This is a genomic window from Shewanella mangrovi (assembly GCF_000753795.1).
GTDB lineage: Bacteria > Pseudomonadota > Gammaproteobacteria > Enterobacterales > Shewanellaceae > Shewanella > Shewanella mangrovi.
The window spans coordinates 254399-271705 of record NZ_JPEO01000004.1 but is presented as its reverse complement, the minus strand read 5'-3'; the positions used below and the strand labels follow the sequence as shown (position 1 = coordinate 271705).

General features: G+C 49.3%; 12 protein-coding genes. 5 read left to right on the top strand and 7 right to left on the bottom strand.

The window, feature by feature from the left end:
* On the top strand, positions 1-3329 hold a 3329-nt coding region (locus tag HR45_RS19040), incomplete at its 5' end, for an ExeM/NucH family extracellular endonuclease (RefSeq protein WP_156104042.1).
* Between the two features lie 78 nt (positions 3330-3407).
* Here the strand turns inward: HR45_RS19040 and oadA are convergent.
* Positions 3408-5219 (bottom strand): sodium-extruding oxaloacetate decarboxylase subunit alpha, encoded by a 1812-nt coding sequence (gene oadA / locus HR45_RS08645; RefSeq protein WP_037441930.1) that lies wholly within the window; start codon positions 5217-5219, stop codon positions 3408-3410.
* 46 nt (positions 5220-5265) lie between these two features.
* Complete coding sequence (locus HR45_RS08640) at positions 5266-6681, bottom strand: acetyl-CoA carboxylase biotin carboxylase subunit (RefSeq protein ID WP_037441928.1); 1416 nt, start codon at positions 6679-6681, stop codon at positions 5266-5268.
* A gap of 132 nt (positions 6682-6813) precedes the next feature.
* Here HR45_RS08640 and HR45_RS08635 point away from each other — a divergent pair, with 132 nt between their 5' ends.
* The gene (locus HR45_RS08635) at positions 6814-7752 is read left to right on the top strand and encodes a LysR family transcriptional regulator (protein ID WP_037441926.1); all 939 of its coding nucleotides are present in this window, start codon (positions 6814-6816) and stop codon (positions 7750-7752) included.
* Between the two features lie 16 nt (positions 7753-7768).
* Here HR45_RS08635 and HR45_RS08630 read toward each other — a convergent pair whose 3' ends face one another.
* The gene (locus HR45_RS08630) at positions 7769-8251 is read right to left on the bottom strand and encodes a GNAT family N-acetyltransferase (protein ID WP_037441924.1); all 483 of its coding nucleotides are present in this window, start codon (positions 8249-8251) and stop codon (positions 7769-7771) included.
* Between the two features lie 46 nt (positions 8252-8297).
* A complete protein-coding gene (locus HR45_RS08625) occupies positions 8298-8645 on the bottom strand; it encodes a hypothetical protein (protein ID WP_162180648.1) in 348 nt (115 codons plus the stop codon).
* Between the two features lie 862 nt (positions 8646-9507).
* On the opposite strand from HR45_RS08625, the gene HR45_RS08620 reads away from it, so the two are divergent.
* A complete protein-coding gene (locus HR45_RS08620; protein WP_037441920.1) occupies positions 9508-10911 on the top strand; it encodes an anion permease in 1404 nt (467 codons plus the stop codon).
* 67 nt (positions 10912-10978) lie between these two features.
* Positions 10979-12487 carry a fumarate hydratase gene (locus HR45_RS08615; protein WP_037441918.1) on the top strand — a complete coding sequence of 503 codons (1509 nt, stop codon included), beginning with the start codon at positions 10979-10981 and terminating at the stop codon, positions 12485-12487.
* 122 nt (positions 12488-12609) lie between these two features.
* Here the strand turns inward: HR45_RS08615 and ampC are convergent, their stop codons facing one another.
* Both ampC and HR45_RS08605 read right to left on the bottom strand, forming a co-directional pair.
* Entirely contained in the window at positions 12610-13809 is a 1200-nt protein-coding gene (gene ampC, locus HR45_RS08610) for a class C beta-lactamase (RefSeq protein ID WP_063355098.1), read from the bottom strand.
* 80 nt (positions 13810-13889) lie between these two features.
* Entirely contained in the window at positions 13890-14468 is a 579-nt protein-coding gene (locus HR45_RS08605) for a hypothetical protein (protein ID WP_156104040.1), read from the bottom strand.
* Positions 14469-14718: 250 nt separating this feature from the next.
* Between HR45_RS08605 and HR45_RS08600 the strand changes: the two genes are divergently transcribed.
* Positions 14719-15972: an MFS transporter gene (locus HR45_RS08600; protein ID WP_037441914.1), complete on the top strand. Its 1254-nt coding sequence runs from the start codon at positions 14719-14721 to the stop codon at positions 15970-15972.
* Positions 15973-15991: 19 nt separating this feature from the next.
* Here the strand turns inward: HR45_RS08600 and HR45_RS08595 are convergent, their stop codons facing one another.
* Positions 15992-17224 (bottom strand): energy transducer TonB, encoded by a 1233-nt coding sequence (locus HR45_RS08595; protein ID WP_052074620.1) that lies wholly within the window; start codon positions 17222-17224, stop codon positions 15992-15994.
* Positions 17225-17307: the final 83 nt, after the last annotated feature.

The window sequence follows — 17307 nt, the reverse complement described above, 5'->3', positions numbered from 1 at the left end:
ATACTGGTACTGGCGGCGATACTGGTACTGGTGGCGATACTGGCACTGGTGGTGACACAGACACTGGTGGCGATACTGGCGCAGGTGGTGACACTGGTACTGGCGGCGATACCACGCCATGCTTTAACTGTAGCGAGTTAACACCGGTAGCTGATCCGGCGAGCTTTAGCGATGCCAATTACTATGCTGCTGCCATCAATGCGGAAAACAGCGGTGCTGATGCTGCAACGTTAAAAGCGGCAATCAACAGCGCGATTAGTCAAGGTCAGAAGAAACTGAGCTACGGCGAAGTCTGGACGGCTCTCACGCATACCGATGAAGATCCTGAAAATGCAGCTAACGTTATTCTGCTCTACAGTGGTCGCTCGATTTCCAAACACAGTAACGGCTCAGGAACTCAAAGCAGTAATCCTGATAACTGGAACCGTGAACACGTGTGGGCTAAGAGTCATGGCTTTAGCTCCCAAGCCAATGAAGCCTATACCGATATCAACCATCTGCGTCCAGCCGATATCTCGATCAACTCATCACGCGGCAATCTAGACTTTGATGACAGTGACTCACCGTTAGCCGAAGATCCGCAAAACCGTATTGACGGCGATTCCTTTGAGCCTCGTGATGCGGTGAAAGGTGATGTGGCGCGGATGCTGATGTACATGGACACCCGTTATGAAGGTAACGGCGACGTTACACCAGATTTGGTGTTAGTTGACCATCTTACCAGCGGTAGCGAGCCCGAGATTGGGCGTTTGTGTCGTCTGCTTGAATGGGCAAAACAAGACCCAGTTGATAACTTTGAACGTAAACGCAACAACGCCATTTACCAGTATCAAGGCAACCGTAACCCTTACATCGACCATCCAGAGTGGATTAGCCAAGTCTATGGCGATGCCCAATGTGATGATAGCGGTGACGTTGGCAACGGTGGCGATAATGGCGACAACACTGACCCAGAAACTCCGCCAGTCGAACAACCTCTGGTATTGGGTCAATGTGCCGATGACGCGACCTTAATTAGTGCGGTACAAGGTAGTGGTGATGTTTCACCATTGGCCGGGGAAACCGTGGTGATTGAAGGTGTGGTGACTGCCGTTAACGCTGGCGCCAAGGCGTTCTTTGTACAAGAAGAAGCGGGCGATGAAGATGGCGACGCCAATACCTCAGAAGCGATCTACATCTACAACCGTAACCAGCCAATGCCGACCGTTGGCAGCGTCGTGCGGGTGTTGGGTGCCGTATCTGAATACCACGAAAAAACCGAAATCACGCTGAGCGAGATGGCCAGTTGTGGCAACGGCAGTATCGCGCCAATTAGCGTCAAACTACCATTTGCGTCTCATGCTGACATGGAACGTTTAGAAGGTATGCTAGTGAGCATTGATGGCGACTTAGTGGTCACCAATAACAACTCGCTAGGCCAATATGGTGAAGTCACGCTATCCAGCAAACGTCTATTTACCCCAACCAATCTGTATAAGCCGGGTTCCGCCGACGCCATCGCGCTGGCGCAAGCTAATGCACTGGATCAATTGGTATTGGATGACGGTAACAGCAAGTCATACCCTGATAGCCAGCGTTATCCTAATGGTGGACTGAGCGCGAGCAACACCCTGCGTACCGGTGACTTAGTATCGAATATTCAGGGCGTTATCGACTTCAGCTTTGATGTTTACCGCGTAATTCCGACACAAGAACCACAGTTCATCGCCAACAACACTCGCCCAGAACATCCGCCTTTGGCCATGGGTGACGTTGCGATTGCCAGCATGAACGTACTCAACCTCTTCAACGGTGACGGCAATGGTGCGGGCTTCCCGACCTCTCGCGGCGCAGACACGGCGGAAGAGTATGAGCGCCAAGTGGCTAAAACCGTCGCCGCAATCGTCGCCAGCAATGCAGATATTATCGGCTTAATGGAGATTGAAAATGATGGTTTTGCTAGCGATAGTGCCATTGCCGACTTGGTGAAGCGCGTCAACATCCAGTTGGGTAGCAATGTCTACGCCTTCGCGAATGCCAATGCGCAAGTAGGCACTGATGCCATTACCGTAGGCATGCTGTATCGTCCAGCAGCAGTGACAGCGGTAGGTGAAGTTCTGCTGAACAATGACAGTGTATTTAACCGTCCGCCAATGGCCCAACGTTTCAAACTGGCCAACAGTAACGAACTGTTCACTGTTATCGTAAACCACTTCAAATCAAAACGTTGTAGCAATGCCAATGGTGCAGATGCCGATCAAGCGGATGGACAAAGCTGCTTTAACGCCACGCGCGTACAGCAAGCCAAATCGCTGCTGGCATGGTTCGCGTCCAATGACATTCTGAGCCAACAGCCTAACAAAGTGATCATCGGCGATCTGAACTCTTATGCGAAAGAAGATCCTGTAACCACGCTGACCGATGCGGGCTTTGTTGATCTGATCAACAAGTTCCACGGTACTGAAGGTTACTCATATCAGTACGATGGCCTAGTAGGCTACATGGACCATATGCTGGTATCTGCCAGCTTAGCTGACGCGGCGCTGGATGCGACTGATTGGCATATCAATGCCGATGAGCCAACGATTTTAGACTACAACACAGAGTCTAAGTCGGAGCAGCAACAGGTAGATTACTATGCTGCCGATCCATATCGCATGTCAGACCATGATCCTGTGATTGCCTCACTGAAGCTGATTGCCAACAACGCACCAGCATTGTGTGAGCATGAAATAACGAATCGCTGGCAAGGTGGATTCCAAGGCGTTATTCGCATCACCAACCAATCAGAAGCTACCATCAAAGGCTGGCAGGTGAACTGGAATTACGACAATGGTGACAAGGTCAATAATCTGTGGAACGGCAAGCTGAAAGGCCAAGGTCCTTACACAGTGAAAAACCTCAGTTGGAATAAAGATATCGCGCCGGGCCAAAGTGTTGAAGTCGGCTTCATTGGTAGCGGTGATGGTGAAGATACCGAAGTCACTGGTGAACTGTGCCAAGTGCCAACCACACCACCACACAATGGTAACAGTAATGGCCAAGTTGACGAGCCAAGCGCGCAATGTGTCTACCAACTGACCAATAGCTGGCCGGGCGGCTTCCAAGGTGCAGTAAAAATTACCAACACCGGCAAGGTCGCAATTCGCGGCTGGCAAGTGGACTGGTCATTTACCGACAACAGCACCATTAGCAGCAACTGGAACAGTCTGCTGAGTGGCGACAATCCTTACAGCTCAACCAACCTTGAGTGGAATAAAACCATTGCGCCAGGACAAACCGTTGAGTTTGGCTTTATCGGCAATGGCGCAGGTCAAGCTTCAGCAGTGAGCGGCGATATCTGCCAATAACCTGCCAGGTTAGACCCGCAAGTTAAGCCCATGAAAAAAGCCCACGATTGTGGGCTTTTTTATCAATAGCACGATGGCTTATTCAATCTCGACCAGTACATCTCCTGGCGTGATACGATCGCCTTTCTTAACGTTGATCGCCGCAACTTTCCCAGCCAATGGCGCGGTCACTTCAGATTCCATCTTCATCGCTTCAGTGACTAACAATGGCTGTCCCGCGGTAACGCTATCACCAATATTCACTAACACATCAACCACGTTACCCGGCATTGAGGTGGTCACGTCGCCCGGCAGACTGGCTTGACGGCGCTTTTCTGATGCACCGTCAGTGACATATTCACCCAGCGGCTCAAATACCACTTCTTCCGGCAGACCATCAATCGACATGTAGAAATGACGTTTGCCAGTGCCTTTGATACCGATGCCGGTAATATCCACATGATAACTTTCACCATGTACGTCGATAACAAACTCAGTAGGGACGCCTTCTTTCTTATCGACAGATGCACCCGCGCCAGCTTGGGCGATCGGCAGCAGCGGTTCTGGTGCCAAGGTGCCATTCGCGCGATCACTAAGGAACTGACGGCCCACTTCTGGGAACATCGCAAAGCTGAGTACGTCCTCTTCACAAGTGGCCAAATCGCTCACTTGGGCGCGCAATGCATCCAACTCTGGCGCAATCAAATCCGCTGGGCGAACATCGATAATCTCTTCTTTACCAATGGCACGTTGCTGCAACTCAACATTGATCTGACTTGGCGCTTTACCGTAGCGACCTTGCAGGTACAACTTCACTTCGTTGGTGATCGTTTTATAACGCTCGCCAGCAAGTACGTTAAACACCGCTTGAGTACCCACAATTTGCGAGGTTGGCGTCACCAATGGTGGATAACCTAAGTCTTTACGTACCCGCGGAATTTCGGCAAACACTTCATCGATACGGTTGAGCGCACCCTGCTCTTTTAGCTGGTTGGCCAAGTTGGACATCATACCGCCCGGTACTTGGTTCACTTGCACGCGAGTATCAACGCCAGTGTAAGCGCTTTCAAACTGATGATACTTCTTACGTACTTCGGCAAAGTAGGTGCTGATCTCTTGCAGCGCGACCAGATCTAAACCGGTATCGTATTCGGTGCCACGCAATGCTGCCACCATAGATTCTGTGCCCGGATGGCTGGTGCCCCATGCCATAGTGCCGATTGCGGTATCGATGTTATCAGCACCATTTTCTATCGCTTTAAGCTGACACATCGCCGCCACACCAGCAGTATCGTGTGAGTGCAGGAACACTGGCAAATCGACACTGTCTTTTAAGGCCTTAACCAATTCACCCGTAGCAAATGGCGTCAGCAAGCCCGCCATATCTTTCACCGCGATAGAATCAACACCCATCGCCACCATCTCTTTGGCTTGGGTGACAAATTTATCGACCGTATGCACTGGGCTGGTGGTGTAGCAGATTGTACCTTGGGCATGCTTGCCCGATTCTTTCACCGCTTCGACCGCCGTTTTGAGGTTACGTACGTCGTTCATCGCGTCAAACACACGGAACACGTCCATACCGTTAGCCGCCGAACGCTCAACAAAAGCGCGTACCACGTCATCGCTGTAGTGACGATATCCCAGCAGGTTTTGTCCACGCAGCAACATTTGCAAACGGGTATTAGGCAAGGCCGCGCGCAGTTTACGCAGACGTTCCCAAGGATCTTCTTTCAGAAAACGCAAACAGGCATCAAAGGTCGCACCGCCCCACACTTCGAGCGACCAGAAACCAACCTTGTCCAGCTTAGGACAGATTGGCAGCATATCTTCAGTACGCATGCGAGTTGCTAACAATGACTGATGTGCATCACGCAAAACGGTTTCGGTTACAGTGATTTTTTTGCTCATTTTTCTTATCTCTCCACTGGTCGCTTGCGCCACCAGCCTTCATCCTTTACATACCCGCATATGCGGCAATAGCAGTGGCAATGGCGATAGCCAATTGCTCCGGCGCCCGTTTTTCTGAGTAATCCAACAACTCTGGATGTGATTCCACAAAGCTGGTGTTGAATTCTCCGGTACGGAATTCTTCGTTACGCAGGATCTGCTGATAGTAAGTCGCGGTAGTTTTCACCCCTTGCAAACGCATATCGTCGAGCGCCCGCAAACTTCTATCCAAGGCGTCTTCCCAGTTGAGTGACCACACCACCAACTTTAAGCACATGGAGTCGTAGTAAGGCGGGATAACATAACCGGTGTAAATTGCCGTATCGGTACGTACGCCAGGGCCACCTGGTGCGTAGTAACGCGTAATACGACCGAATGAAGGGAAGAAGTTATTCTTTGGATCTTCCGCATTGATTCGAAACTGCAGCGCAAAGCCCTGATAGTGGATATCTTCCTGCTTAACCGACAATGACATGCCTGAGGCGATACGGATCTGCTCGCGCACGATATCAATACCGGTGATCTGCTCGGTAATGGTGTGCTCCACCTGCACCCGCGTGTTCATCTCCATAAAGTAGATTTCATCACCCGACAGCAGGAACTCCACCGTACCGGCGTTTTCATAGTTCACTGCTTGCGCCGCGCGTACTGCCATTTTGCCGATATACGCCCGTTGCTCCGGAGTAATTTGCGGACTCGGCGCAATCTCAATCAGTTTCTGATTACGGCGTTGAATTGAGCAGTCACGCTCAAACAGGTGCACGGTATTGCCATGACTATCCGCCAGAATCTGCGCTTCAATATGCTTTGGATTCACAATGCACTTTTCGAGAAACACTTCTGCCGAGCCAAAGGCTTTGGTGGCTTCAGAGATCACCCGCGGATAAGACTGTTGCAGCTCTTTCGGATTATCACAGCGACGAATACCACGACCACCGCCCCCAGAGGTCGCTTTCAACATCACGGGATAACCAATGCGCTCGGCTTCTTCTAGCGCCTGCTCAAGGTCGCGCAGATTGCCTTCAGTACCTGGCGTGACAGGAACACCCGCCGCGATCATGGTGCGACGCGCTTCGGTTTTATCCCCCATACGGCGAATAATATCGGCGCTCGGACCGATAAATTTCACCCCGCGTTCGGCACACAGCTCAGCTAACTCTGGATTTTCAGACAGAAAACCGTAGCCGGGATGCAATGCATCGCACCCCACTTCTACGGCGAGGCTGACTAAACGTTGTGGACTCAGATAACCCGCTAATGGATCGTCCCCCAAGCTATAAGCTTCGTCCGCACGTTTAACGTGCAGCGCATGTCGATCCGCATCTGAATAAACCGCCACTGAGCGAATCCCCATCTCGGCACAGGCGCGGATAATTCGTACTGCAATTTCGCCACGATTGGCGATTAGGATTTTCTTGATCACAAAACGTAACTCCACTGTTACAAAATTTTTAAGATCGATGATGTAGTTTTAAGCTACTGCTATTTCAAAAATAATTAAAATTAATAATAATTTTATCCAGCATAAGAAAAAGGTTATAGCTGGAGATAAATCGTGCAAAAAAGCTACATGCGCATCACCTTGCGGCAATTACAGGTATTTCAGACCGTGTGTGAGCAGCGTTCCTATAGTCGCGCGGCCGAGTTGTTGGCCTTGACCCAACCCGCCGTCAGCCAGCAGATCCGTCAGCTCGAGGATGTGCTCGACCATCGCTTGTTTGAATATGTGGGCAAGAAGCTATATCGCACCGATGCGGCGGATTACCTGCTGGCATCTACCGCCGATGTGTTTCAACGCTTTGATGTGCTCGATATGCAATTGTCGGAATTACGCGGCACACTGCAGGGCGAGATCCGTATCGCCGCCGAATCGAGCGCAAAATACTTGCTGCCGCACCTGTTGGCCGCCTTTCAGCGGCAGCACGCCAATATCTATCCGATTTTGAATGTGTTTAATCGCACTCAAACGATTCGTCGCTTGAATGAAAACCGCGACGACTTAGTGATCATGACCGATGTTCCCAGCGATCTGGATTTGGATTTTATGCCGTTTCTCAGTAATCCTATCGTGGCCGTCGTCCAAGCGGGGCACTTACTAACGCAGCATACCGGCGAAGTACCGTTGAAGGCACTGCAACAATTTACCCTGTTGCGGCGGGAAAACGGCTCTGGAACGCGTAAAGCCTGCGAAGCGTTTTTCCATCAAAAGCATATTCATTTTGAAAATGTAGTGGAGTTCAACTCCTATGAAGCGCAACGCGAAGGTGTGAGTGCTGGTCTGGGGATCGCCTTTTTGCCACGTTATTGTGTCTATCGCGAGTTGCGCGATGGCTCGCTGGTGGAGTTGCCGATTAAGGAGTTACCGATTGTCCGCAGTTGGTGTCTGGTACACCCGCGCAACCGCCATCTGTCACCGGCGGCGCAGGCCTTTGAGAACTTCATCGTGCAGCAGCGGCAAATCGTATCGCAGATTGCCGCTAAGTTTGAGGTATAAAGTAAGGCGCGCTTGTCTAGCCTTTTTGATACGCCAAACGTGGTGAACCATCGCGCACATAAATCACGCCACAATACTGAAAACCCAGTTTTTCCAGCACGCGGCGCATCGGCAGATTATTTTCATGGGTGTCGATGCGCATATTACCCACAAGTTCGAAACACCAGTTGAGACAGAAGGTGGCGACGCCTTTTTTATCGCTTTGTACCGCGATGCGATGCAGTACGCCATACGGACGATCATTAAACCAAGCACCGTCGTCGATACGGTGATAAGTCGGTTCCTCTTCGATCGCAAAGTAAAAGGTGGCGATGATTTGTTCGCCATCTAAACAGATATAGCTATGTCCTTGGGCAATATCCTGTTCGATCTGGCTTGGTTCTGGATAGCCGTTGCCCCATTGTTCTCGGTTACCATTGGCCGCCATAAAGCTGCGCGCATGCTCATAAATTTCCATGATACGGGTGAGATGAATGGGCTTTGCTTTAATAATGTTCATGAAAGACCTTTGCCTGAAAATTAGAAAATGGGAAGAATCCGCACAACTATGGTTGCTTAGTCACTGTGAATGCCAGTCGATGTCCATCCACGTTAATCATGGCTGGCTGATCCAACTTGACCACTAACCTTGGGGTTAATTGCTCACTGCCAACTGCTAATGCGGCAACAAGTGCAATTTCGTCATCAGCCTTAGGCGTTAATGTCACCGCTAGGCGCACATCATCACCAATCAACACGCTACTGGGTTGATTAGCGGTCACCACCATAGTGGGGGATGCGACGATTTCATCTTGCTGGTAAATAAGGGTCGCGACTTGGTAGTAATCCTCGGCCTGAACCATATAACTCAGAGGCAGCGACACAAAGATAAGTATCCTACTGAACTTCATCATAATTTCCCTATTAATCTTGAATATTCGTAAAATGCTATGCGGGTATAACGTCAATTTATCACATTGTTTTATCGAAGGTGCAACAGCATTCACCTTGGCAAAATCCCTATGCCATGCGGCTTACAGCGATGTTTAATAACAAATAGCAAGCAGATTCAAGCAACTAGCCAGCAATAACGGCGATAACTACCCAAGACGATTATTTAACCAAGTTAACAAGCCGACCAATGGCGCCCTATTCTATTCCGCATCGACGCGACAAATTAGCTGTGACAGACAGAGCTTCAGAAGGGCGGGTGTTGCCAAATAACGGCAGCAGCACCGGCAACAGAGATTGAGTTAACGCCGCCCTTGCCGTTCACGTAGACCTGTATATATTTTTATCAGTTATGAAAACTCATCGGCAAATAATTCATTATTACAATAAAGTGTTTATTCATCTCAAATTAATCAGTTAAGCGATCGTACTCACATTTCCACACATATATTTCGCAAAAGACCGAGTATTCTAATCAGGTTTTATCTATACAGATCACATAAATTTTTATCCAAAAGCCGTAACAAGATAAATTCGCGCCATAATCACCTCACACACCATTACAGATAACCATTATATTTCAATATATTAATAAAAAAATCAGCAAGCCAACCGCCACCAATAAACATTTCTTTCTTAAGCTTATTTAAGTTTCATAACTCTTAATAAATCATAAAAAGCAAACAAATTTACGAATGAATTAGGCTCGCCAATTTAATCCAAAGATTCAGTTACTGTTATTACGCGGCTCGGGTTTAACGACCTGATGAAAGTAAAAACAAACGAATTATTAAATTATTTTAACTACAGTAATTGGTGCTTACCATGAATAAAAAACTCATCTCATGGCTGGTTATTTTGGCAGTTGGGTGTGGGATCTGGTTCACTCCAGTTCCAACTGGGGTAGATCCTAACGCTTGGCATTTGTTAGCAGTGTTTGTAGCCACTGTATTGGGCTTGATTCTTGAACCAATCCCAATGGGTGCAGTTGCGATTTGTGGTATTGCAGCCACCGCGGTAACAGGCACACTGACCATTAAAGAGTCATTAACCGGTTTCTCAAACCACGTCATCTGGTTGATCGTGATGGCATTCTTCATCTCTCGCGCCTTCATTAAGAGTGGCTTGGGAGCACGTATCGGCTACATTTTTATGAAGCTGATGGGCAAACGTACGCTGACCTTGTCTTATGGTCTGCTGATCACCGACACCCTGTTGGCACCCGCAATTCCATCAAACACTGCACGTACTGGCGGCATCGTATTCCCACTGGCAAACTCGGTGGCTGACGCTTACGGCTCTCGCGCAGAAGATGGTACTTCTAAAAAGCTGGGTAGCTTCCTGATGAGCACCGTGTTCCACGGTACTACCATCACTGGCGCGATGTTCCTCACCGGTATGGCGGCCAATCCATTGGCAGCAAAACTGGCTGGCGATATGGGCATAGAAATCACTTGGGGCGGTTGGGCATTAGCCGCCATCGTACCGGGGATTGTTGCTCTGCTGGCAATGCCATTGATCGCTTACATGATCAACAAGCCTGAAATCACTGCCACGCCACAAGCGCCACAAATCGCCGCTAAAGCACTGGCAGACATGGGCAAAATGAAAGCGTCTGAGTGGATCACCCTGTTCACTTTCGTTGCTTTGATCATCCTATGGATTGGCGGTAAAGCACTGGGGATCAACGGCACGACCGCTGCGATGGTTGGCCTGATTATTCTGGTGAACGCTAACGTACTGAGCTGGGATGATGTGCTGAAAGAAAAAGGTGCATGGAATACCCTGACTTGGTTCTCGGCACTGGTGATGATGGCAACCTTCCTCAATAAACTGGGTCTGATCAAGTGGTTCGGTGGTTCAATTGCAGCATCGCTGACCGGCCTTGATTGGCCAACCGCACTGGCGTCACTGGTGGTTATCTACTTCTTCATCCACTACGCCTTTGCATCATCAACTGCTCACGTAGCAGCACTGTATGCAGTATTCCTTGCGGTAGCGGTACAGCTGGGTGCACCTGGTCTGTTGGCAGCACTGGTCTTCGGTTTCGTATCGAACCTGATGGGCTGTGGTACTCACTATGGTACTGGTCCTGCTCCAATCCTGTTCGGCGCTGGCCACATCTCACTGCCAAAATGGTGGGGCATGGGCTTAGTAATGGGTATCTCACAACTGCTGATTTGGGGCGTTGTCGGTGGTATCTGGTGGAAAGTGATTGGTCTGTACTAATCAATAAATCCAGCACCGAAGCCCAGCGCTTCGGTGCTCTGTTCTTCCAATGAGCAAAGGGAACGTCATGACAATTATTAAAAAGGCTGACTTCATCGACAGTATCGAAGAAGCACTGCAATATATCTCTTACTATCACCCACTCGACTTCGTTAAAGCGCTGGAAAAAGCCTATAACGCAGAGCAGAGCCAAGCAGCAAAAGACGCTATCGCGCAGATCCTGATCAACTCACGCATGTCTGCCGAAGGCAAACGCCCAATCTGCCAAGATACTGGTATCGTTACCTGCTTCGTTAAAATCGGTATGAATGTACAGTGGGATAGCGATATGACTGTACAAGAGATGGTTGACGAAGGCACTCGTCGTGCTTACAGCAGCACCACTAACCCACTGCGTTTGTCAGTAGTGGCTGATCCTGCTGGCGCACGTAAGAACACTAAAACCAACGCTCCTGCTGTAGTGCACATCGACATGGTCCCTGGCGACAAAGTTGAAGTGATGATTGCGGCCAAGGGCGGTGGCTCTGAAAACAAAACCAAAATGGTAATGTTGAACCCATCTGACGACGTAGCCGCTTGGGTAGAAAAAATGGTACCTGTGATGGGCGCTGGCTGGTGCCCGCCAGGCATGCTGGGTATCGGTATCGGCGGCACTGCTGAAAAAGCAGCCGTGATGGCGAAAGAAGCCTTGATGGACCCCGTCGATATCCATGAATTGATGGAGAAAGGCGCAGAAACCACTGAAGAAAAACTGCGTTTAGACATCTTCGATCGCGTGAACAAACTCGGTATCGGCGCTCAAGGTCTGGGCGGTTTGACCACCATTTTGGACGTCAAAATCAAAACTGCACCGACTCACGCTGCCTCTAAACCTGTGTGCATCATTCCTAACTGCGCGGCCACTCGCCACGTACACTTCCACTTGGATGGCACCGGTCCTGCGGATCTGACCCCTCCAAAACTGGAAGACTGGCCAGAAGTGACTTGGGAAGTGGGCGAAAACGTGCGTCGCGTTAACGTTGACGAGCTGAAAAAAGCTGACGTTTCTGACTGGAAAGCGGGCGAAACTGTATTGCTGTCAGGCAAAATCTTGACCGGTCGTGATGCGGCACATAAACGCATTCAAGACATGCTGGCAAACGGTGAAGACTTCCCCGTCGACTTTAAAGATCGCTTTATCTACTACGTTGGCCCAGTTGACGCAGTTGGCGACGAAGTGGTTGGCCCAGCGGGTCCGACTACCTCAACCCGTATGGACAAGTTCTCTGACATGATGTTGGAGCAAGCTGGCCTAATGGGCATGATTGGTAAAGCGGATCGCGGTGAAGCAACCGTAGAATCAATCAAGAAAAACAAAGCGGTTTACTTGATGGCGGTAGGTGGCGCGGCCTACTTAGTGGCCAAAGCAATCAAAGCCGCTCGCACGGTTGCCTTTGCTGACCTCGGCATGGAAGCAATCTACGAGTTTGACGTCGTCGATATGCCAGTGACCGTAGCGGTTGACTCAGAAGGTAATAACCTGCACAAAACAGGTCCAGAAATCTGGAAACTGAAAATCGCTGAGATGAATAAGTAACGAGTAAGTACGCAGTTGAGTCGCCTTGCGTCCCCTCGGACGACTCAACATGATGCGTTGAAAAGGCCTACTGCATTTTGCTCGTGCGGTAGGCCTTTTTATAATCTCTCAACGAGCCGTGATTAACGGATCCCGTCGCTATCTAACGCTTTGATAATTGCCGTTGCAATTTTCACTCTAGCGCTGTTGGGATAGTAACGATTTGCAAGTATTACCACCCCTAGTTGACGCGCTGACACAAACACTAGATAGGCACCAAAACCTGCTGTAGAACCGGTTTTATTAAACAATACGGCCCCCTGAAGTTGCTCAGTCACTGGTGTCACGGCCTGAGGTTTTACAATCACGTCTTTCGAATTCCCGGCCAACAGTGTCGATTCCAATAACGGATAAGGATATTGCTCCCAGCCTAATCCTTGGCGCATATCGCCTAATTGGTAATGCCCTACATGAGTCAGCGCAATCGCACGCTGATAAGCATTGGGCAAGCCACTGCTATCGAGTTGCAACGCCACATATTTCAGCATATCCGCCGCGCTAGATTTGACGCCATAAGCTTCTGCGTCCAATACATCTGGCTGCACATGAACAGGCTGCATATTGGCGTTATAGCCCCAAGCATAATGTTCAGTCTCAGTGGCAGGCACATCAATATAGGTGTGCGTAAGCCCTAATGCTGGTAGCACTTGCTGTTGAATAAGGTGCTTATAGTCTGCACCCAGCGCGCGACTCACTAAATAGCCAAACAACGCGATACTGGGATTAGAATACTGTCGAACAATACCGGGGGCGGCATTTGCTTGCCATTGCTGGAAATACTGCCGCATCGTCTCGTCATCCGTGACGCTCATAGGGAACTGCAATGGCAATCCACCAGCAGTGTAAGTACCGAGCTGCAACAAGGTCGCGTTATCCAGACTGCTCGCTGTTAGCGCTGACCAATACTCACTGGGATGCGCTGCCAGATCAAACTTACCTTGATCGATGGCATAGCCAGCCAGTAATGCATTAAAGGTTTTACTAACGGAGCCAAGTTCAAATAAGGTGGCGGCAGTAACGGGCGTCTGGCTCTCAATTGATGCCACGCCAAAAGTAAAAAACGCCTGCTGACCTTGATGTAAAACCGCAATCGCCATTCCCGGAATCTGCTGCTCAGTCATGACAGCTGGCACGGTGGCATTAATGACTGGCGTGAGTTGTTGCGCCAAGGTCTGTGATTGCGCCGCCGCAAATGGCAGCCACAACGCAACGAATGCGACTGATATCAGTTTTAGTGGCGACAAAATATCACCCTTGTTTACCCGAAAAAAGCTGTCCGCCATAGCTGTTCACTCTAACGTATTGAATATCAACATTAGCCTAAGCTTGGTGCGGAAGGAAGCCATAACGGGTCACGCTGCGCTTAGCTAGCGGTACGTTGGCGACGATAGCGATTAATCGCTTCTCGATATTGTGGATCCGACAAGGTCAACTCCGTTCCCGTAAGCTCCAGCTTTGGTCCAAAGAAATCATGACAACCAACATTTTTGTCGAGCGGTTGACGACACCATTGCAAAAAGCCGCTATCTCGCCCATTCGAAGGCTCACCATATTTCTGCAATGCTTGCTGCTTCATCTGCACTGCGGTTTGCTGTGCCCAAGGTTGCTGATAGCTAATACGACTGACCACCAATGTTTGTTCTGGATTGAACGGTACTTGTGGTTTGAGATGGACGCGCAACGCGGTAGCGCCGTGCCGCACTTCAAAATAGGTTGGCTCTTTTTGCTTGGTGACAACACTAGGTTGCGGAAACGGATCAAAGCTAATTGCAGAACTATCGACATGCATATTATCGGTCACCGCCGCTATCGCTTGTGCCTGTGTCATGCCGAGCTTAACTCCCGAAATATCAAACTGCTCCGCATTGACCATTCTTGGTTCCGCCAAGGTCGTTATGCTTAATGAACTGCAGATGACCGCTAATATTGCTCGGAAAATCATATTGCCTCCTCGTCGTTGAACACATCCAAACAAACAGAGATTCGGGCAACAAATTGCTATCAATGAATCTCTCACCAGAAACTCGCTCTAGACTATCAATGATCCCGCCTTTGCTGCATGAACCTCGGCTTAATAGCCGGCTAATTATCAGCAATTTTTAACATGTTGATTCCAAGGATATTTAGCGCTATCTATCTTGCTAAACAGTCGCTAGAATCGATCGTCCACTTGTCGCTTACAGGGATTGGCGATGCAATCGGATGTATCACTCAAACGCTTTCAACAGTTTCCTCCTTTGATGTGGATTTTGCTGTTTGGCGGCTTTATCACGCGTGGTAGTTATTACATGGTGTGGCCGTTTCTGGCAGTGATCCTCTATGACAAGTTCGCCATGTCAGCCACCCAAGTGGGGTTGATTCTCTCCAATGCTGCCATCGTTGCCGTATTTACCAGTTTTATCGGCAGCTCGCTGTCAGACAAAATTGGCCGCCGCACTCTGATGTATCTGACCGGTGGCCTGTATATCGTGTCTTTTTCGCTGCTCGCCAATGTCGATAGCGTCAACGGTTATATTGCCGTGATTACCATGTGTTCCATTGCGACATCGCTTTGGCGGCCACTGAGTTCGGCGACCATCGGCGACTTGATTAGAGAGCCGCAGACACGCGAATTAGCCATGCAGTCCCTCTATTTCACGGTTAATGCAGGCTGCGCAGTGGGACCGATGGCAGGCGTTTGGTTCGGACTTACCGGACAGCAATCCAGTTTCTACATCACTGCTGGCGCCTTTGCCCTGCTACTAGCGCTGCTGTATTGGGGCTTCAGCCATAGCGATATCAAGCAAAGAGCTACACCAGATACCGCCACGGTTAAGCTAAATCCGGTCGGTTTCGGCGTCACGCTACGGGTGTTATTGGCCGACCGCATGCTGCAATGCCTAATTATCGCCAATATGCTGTGCATGTTTATCTATGGTCAAATAGATAGCTCGCTCATTCAGTACCTGACCCGCGCGAATGCGCCGCAACTGGTAACCTTGATTTCGAGTATGATTTTCACTAACGCGCTAGTGATTATTTCCTCGCAGTTTCTGTTGCTGAAAATTCTGGCAAAGCTGACCTTAGTGCACCGCATTCAGTTAGGATTGATGTTGTTGTGCCTGTCGCAAATTTGGCTGTCACAAAATCCCATCGATCTGTTCTGGGGCTGGATTGGTGCGGTTGTGGTCATGAGTCTGGCGGAAACTATTCTGTTCCCGACGATGAATGTGCAAATAGACAGACTGGCGCCAGAGCGACTACGTGGTGCTTACTTCGGTGCGGCGTCATTTTATGAATTTGGTTTTGCCATTGCACCGCTCGGTGGCGGTGTGGTGCTGGATCATTTTGGTGGGAGTACGCTGTTTATTATCGCGGCGCTGCTGACGATAGTGGTTGCCGCAATCTATCAGCTATTAGATAAACTGCCGCGGCCGGACTTTAGTCAGTTCCAACCACGGCAGTAATCATCAACGTCAAAATCCGTTAGCGGCCATCAAGTTTGAAATCTAACTTTAAGCTAGATTGCGCCGCCACGGCTTTGCCATTTTCAAACTTAGGTGCGTAACGCCATTGTTTCAACGCGGTGATCGCCTCATCGGCAAAGCGCTCGCCACCGGTGACATTAACTACCTGTGGATTTTGCACTGTGCCATTTTCATCAATGGTAAATGCCAGTTCAACACTACCGGCTTTGTGTTGTCGCGCATACAAAATAGGATAAAGAGGTGCCTGACTATAGAGTGGTGCAGGCTGTTGATTATCATCCCAAGGCGTTGCCTGTCCAATTGCCTTACAGTGTAAGGTTGCCTTTTCTGACGCATCAGCCTCTTGGTATAACTTCACTAACAAGGCATGTGCGGTTAAGGCATAAGGATGAGAATATGGCAGCACATCGAGTTGCTTAATGACATCCTGAAACAGTGGCTCGGCGTCATCGTACTGCTTTTTCTCTAGGTGCAATTTGGCCACTGTCAGTTCGGCATCAACAACTTCAAAACTATTTGCTGGCGCATTATTGCGATAGGTTTTCAACGCATCTAGCGCTAAATTATCAACCTTGTTGGTGTTATGCAGATAGTATTTAGCTCTGTGAAGTAACTTATATGCCGCTAACTGGGTGGCTGCCAACGTCAGCGCATCGCCATGCTTTTCAGCCACATTAATCGCATCGAAACTGAAATATTTCTTTTCCTGCTCAAGTTCAGTGGTTTGTGCCATGCCTAGCAAAGGATCAATGGTTTCTAGTGCTTTATCACCATACTGCTGCTGATAAATTTGTAGCGCCTGATGATAGAGCTCAAATGCTTGCTGACGAAGGTGCTCGCTTGAACAAGCATCAAAGGTTGACAGTTTTTCGGATGGCTGAGCCCCTTCAGCGACGCGCTGGCTTGACTCAATGCATAACTTACCCGATTGCCCACCCGACATTGTGGTCGCCGCGATGGCATTAGCGTAGTTCATCATCAACGCTGCATAATTCGCGCTATCTGCAGCATATTCTTGCTTACCGAGTTCAAACGCTTGGCGCGCTTTTACTGCGATATCCACTTTATCGATACCCGCAAGTGATTGCTGATAGGCAGAATAAGCGTCGGCAAAAGAGGTATAAGCAGCACTCGCAGAATAAGAAGCGCCAATGGCTAGCGCCATAAGTGCAGCTTTCACAGGCATTGCTAAAGAAGTTTTAGCGTGCGTTTTTGCGGCAAACTTTTTCATTTTCATATCCCTATCTCTGTCATCCATTTCCCCTGAGCATAATTTGTACAGCAAAGAAATGCAAACAGCTTGAGCATAGTAGC

Coding starts and splice junctions, on each gene's coding strand:
- oadA (WP_037441930.1), bottom strand. CDS start 5,219: ATGAGCAAAAAAATCACTGTAACCGAAACCGTTTTGCGTGATGCACAT.
- HR45_RS08630 (WP_037441924.1), bottom strand. CDS start 8,251: ATGAACATTATTAAAGCAAAGCCCATTCATCTCACCCGTATCATGGAA.
- HR45_RS08625 (WP_162180648.1), bottom strand. CDS start 8,645: ATGATGAAGTTCAGTAGGATACTTATCTTTGTGTCGCTGCCTCTGAGT.
- HR45_RS08620 (WP_037441920.1), top strand. CDS start 9,508: ATGAATAAAAAACTCATCTCATGGCTGGTTATTTTGGCAGTTGGGTGT.
- HR45_RS08615 (WP_037441918.1), top strand. CDS start 10,979: ATGACAATTATTAAAAAGGCTGACTTCATCGACAGTATCGAAGAAGCA.
- ampC (WP_063355098.1), bottom strand. CDS start 13,809: ATGGCGGACAGCTTTTTTCGGGTAAACAAGGGTGATATTTTGTCGCCA.
- HR45_RS08605 (WP_156104040.1), bottom strand. CDS start 14,468: ATGATTTTCCGAGCAATATTAGCGGTCATCTGCAGTTCATTAAGCATA.
- HR45_RS08600 (WP_037441914.1), top strand. CDS start 14,719: ATGCAATCGGATGTATCACTCAAACGCTTTCAACAGTTTCCTCCTTTG.
- HR45_RS08595 (WP_052074620.1), bottom strand. CDS start 17,224: ATGAAAAAGTTTGCCGCAAAAACGCACGCTAAAACTTCTTTAGCAATG.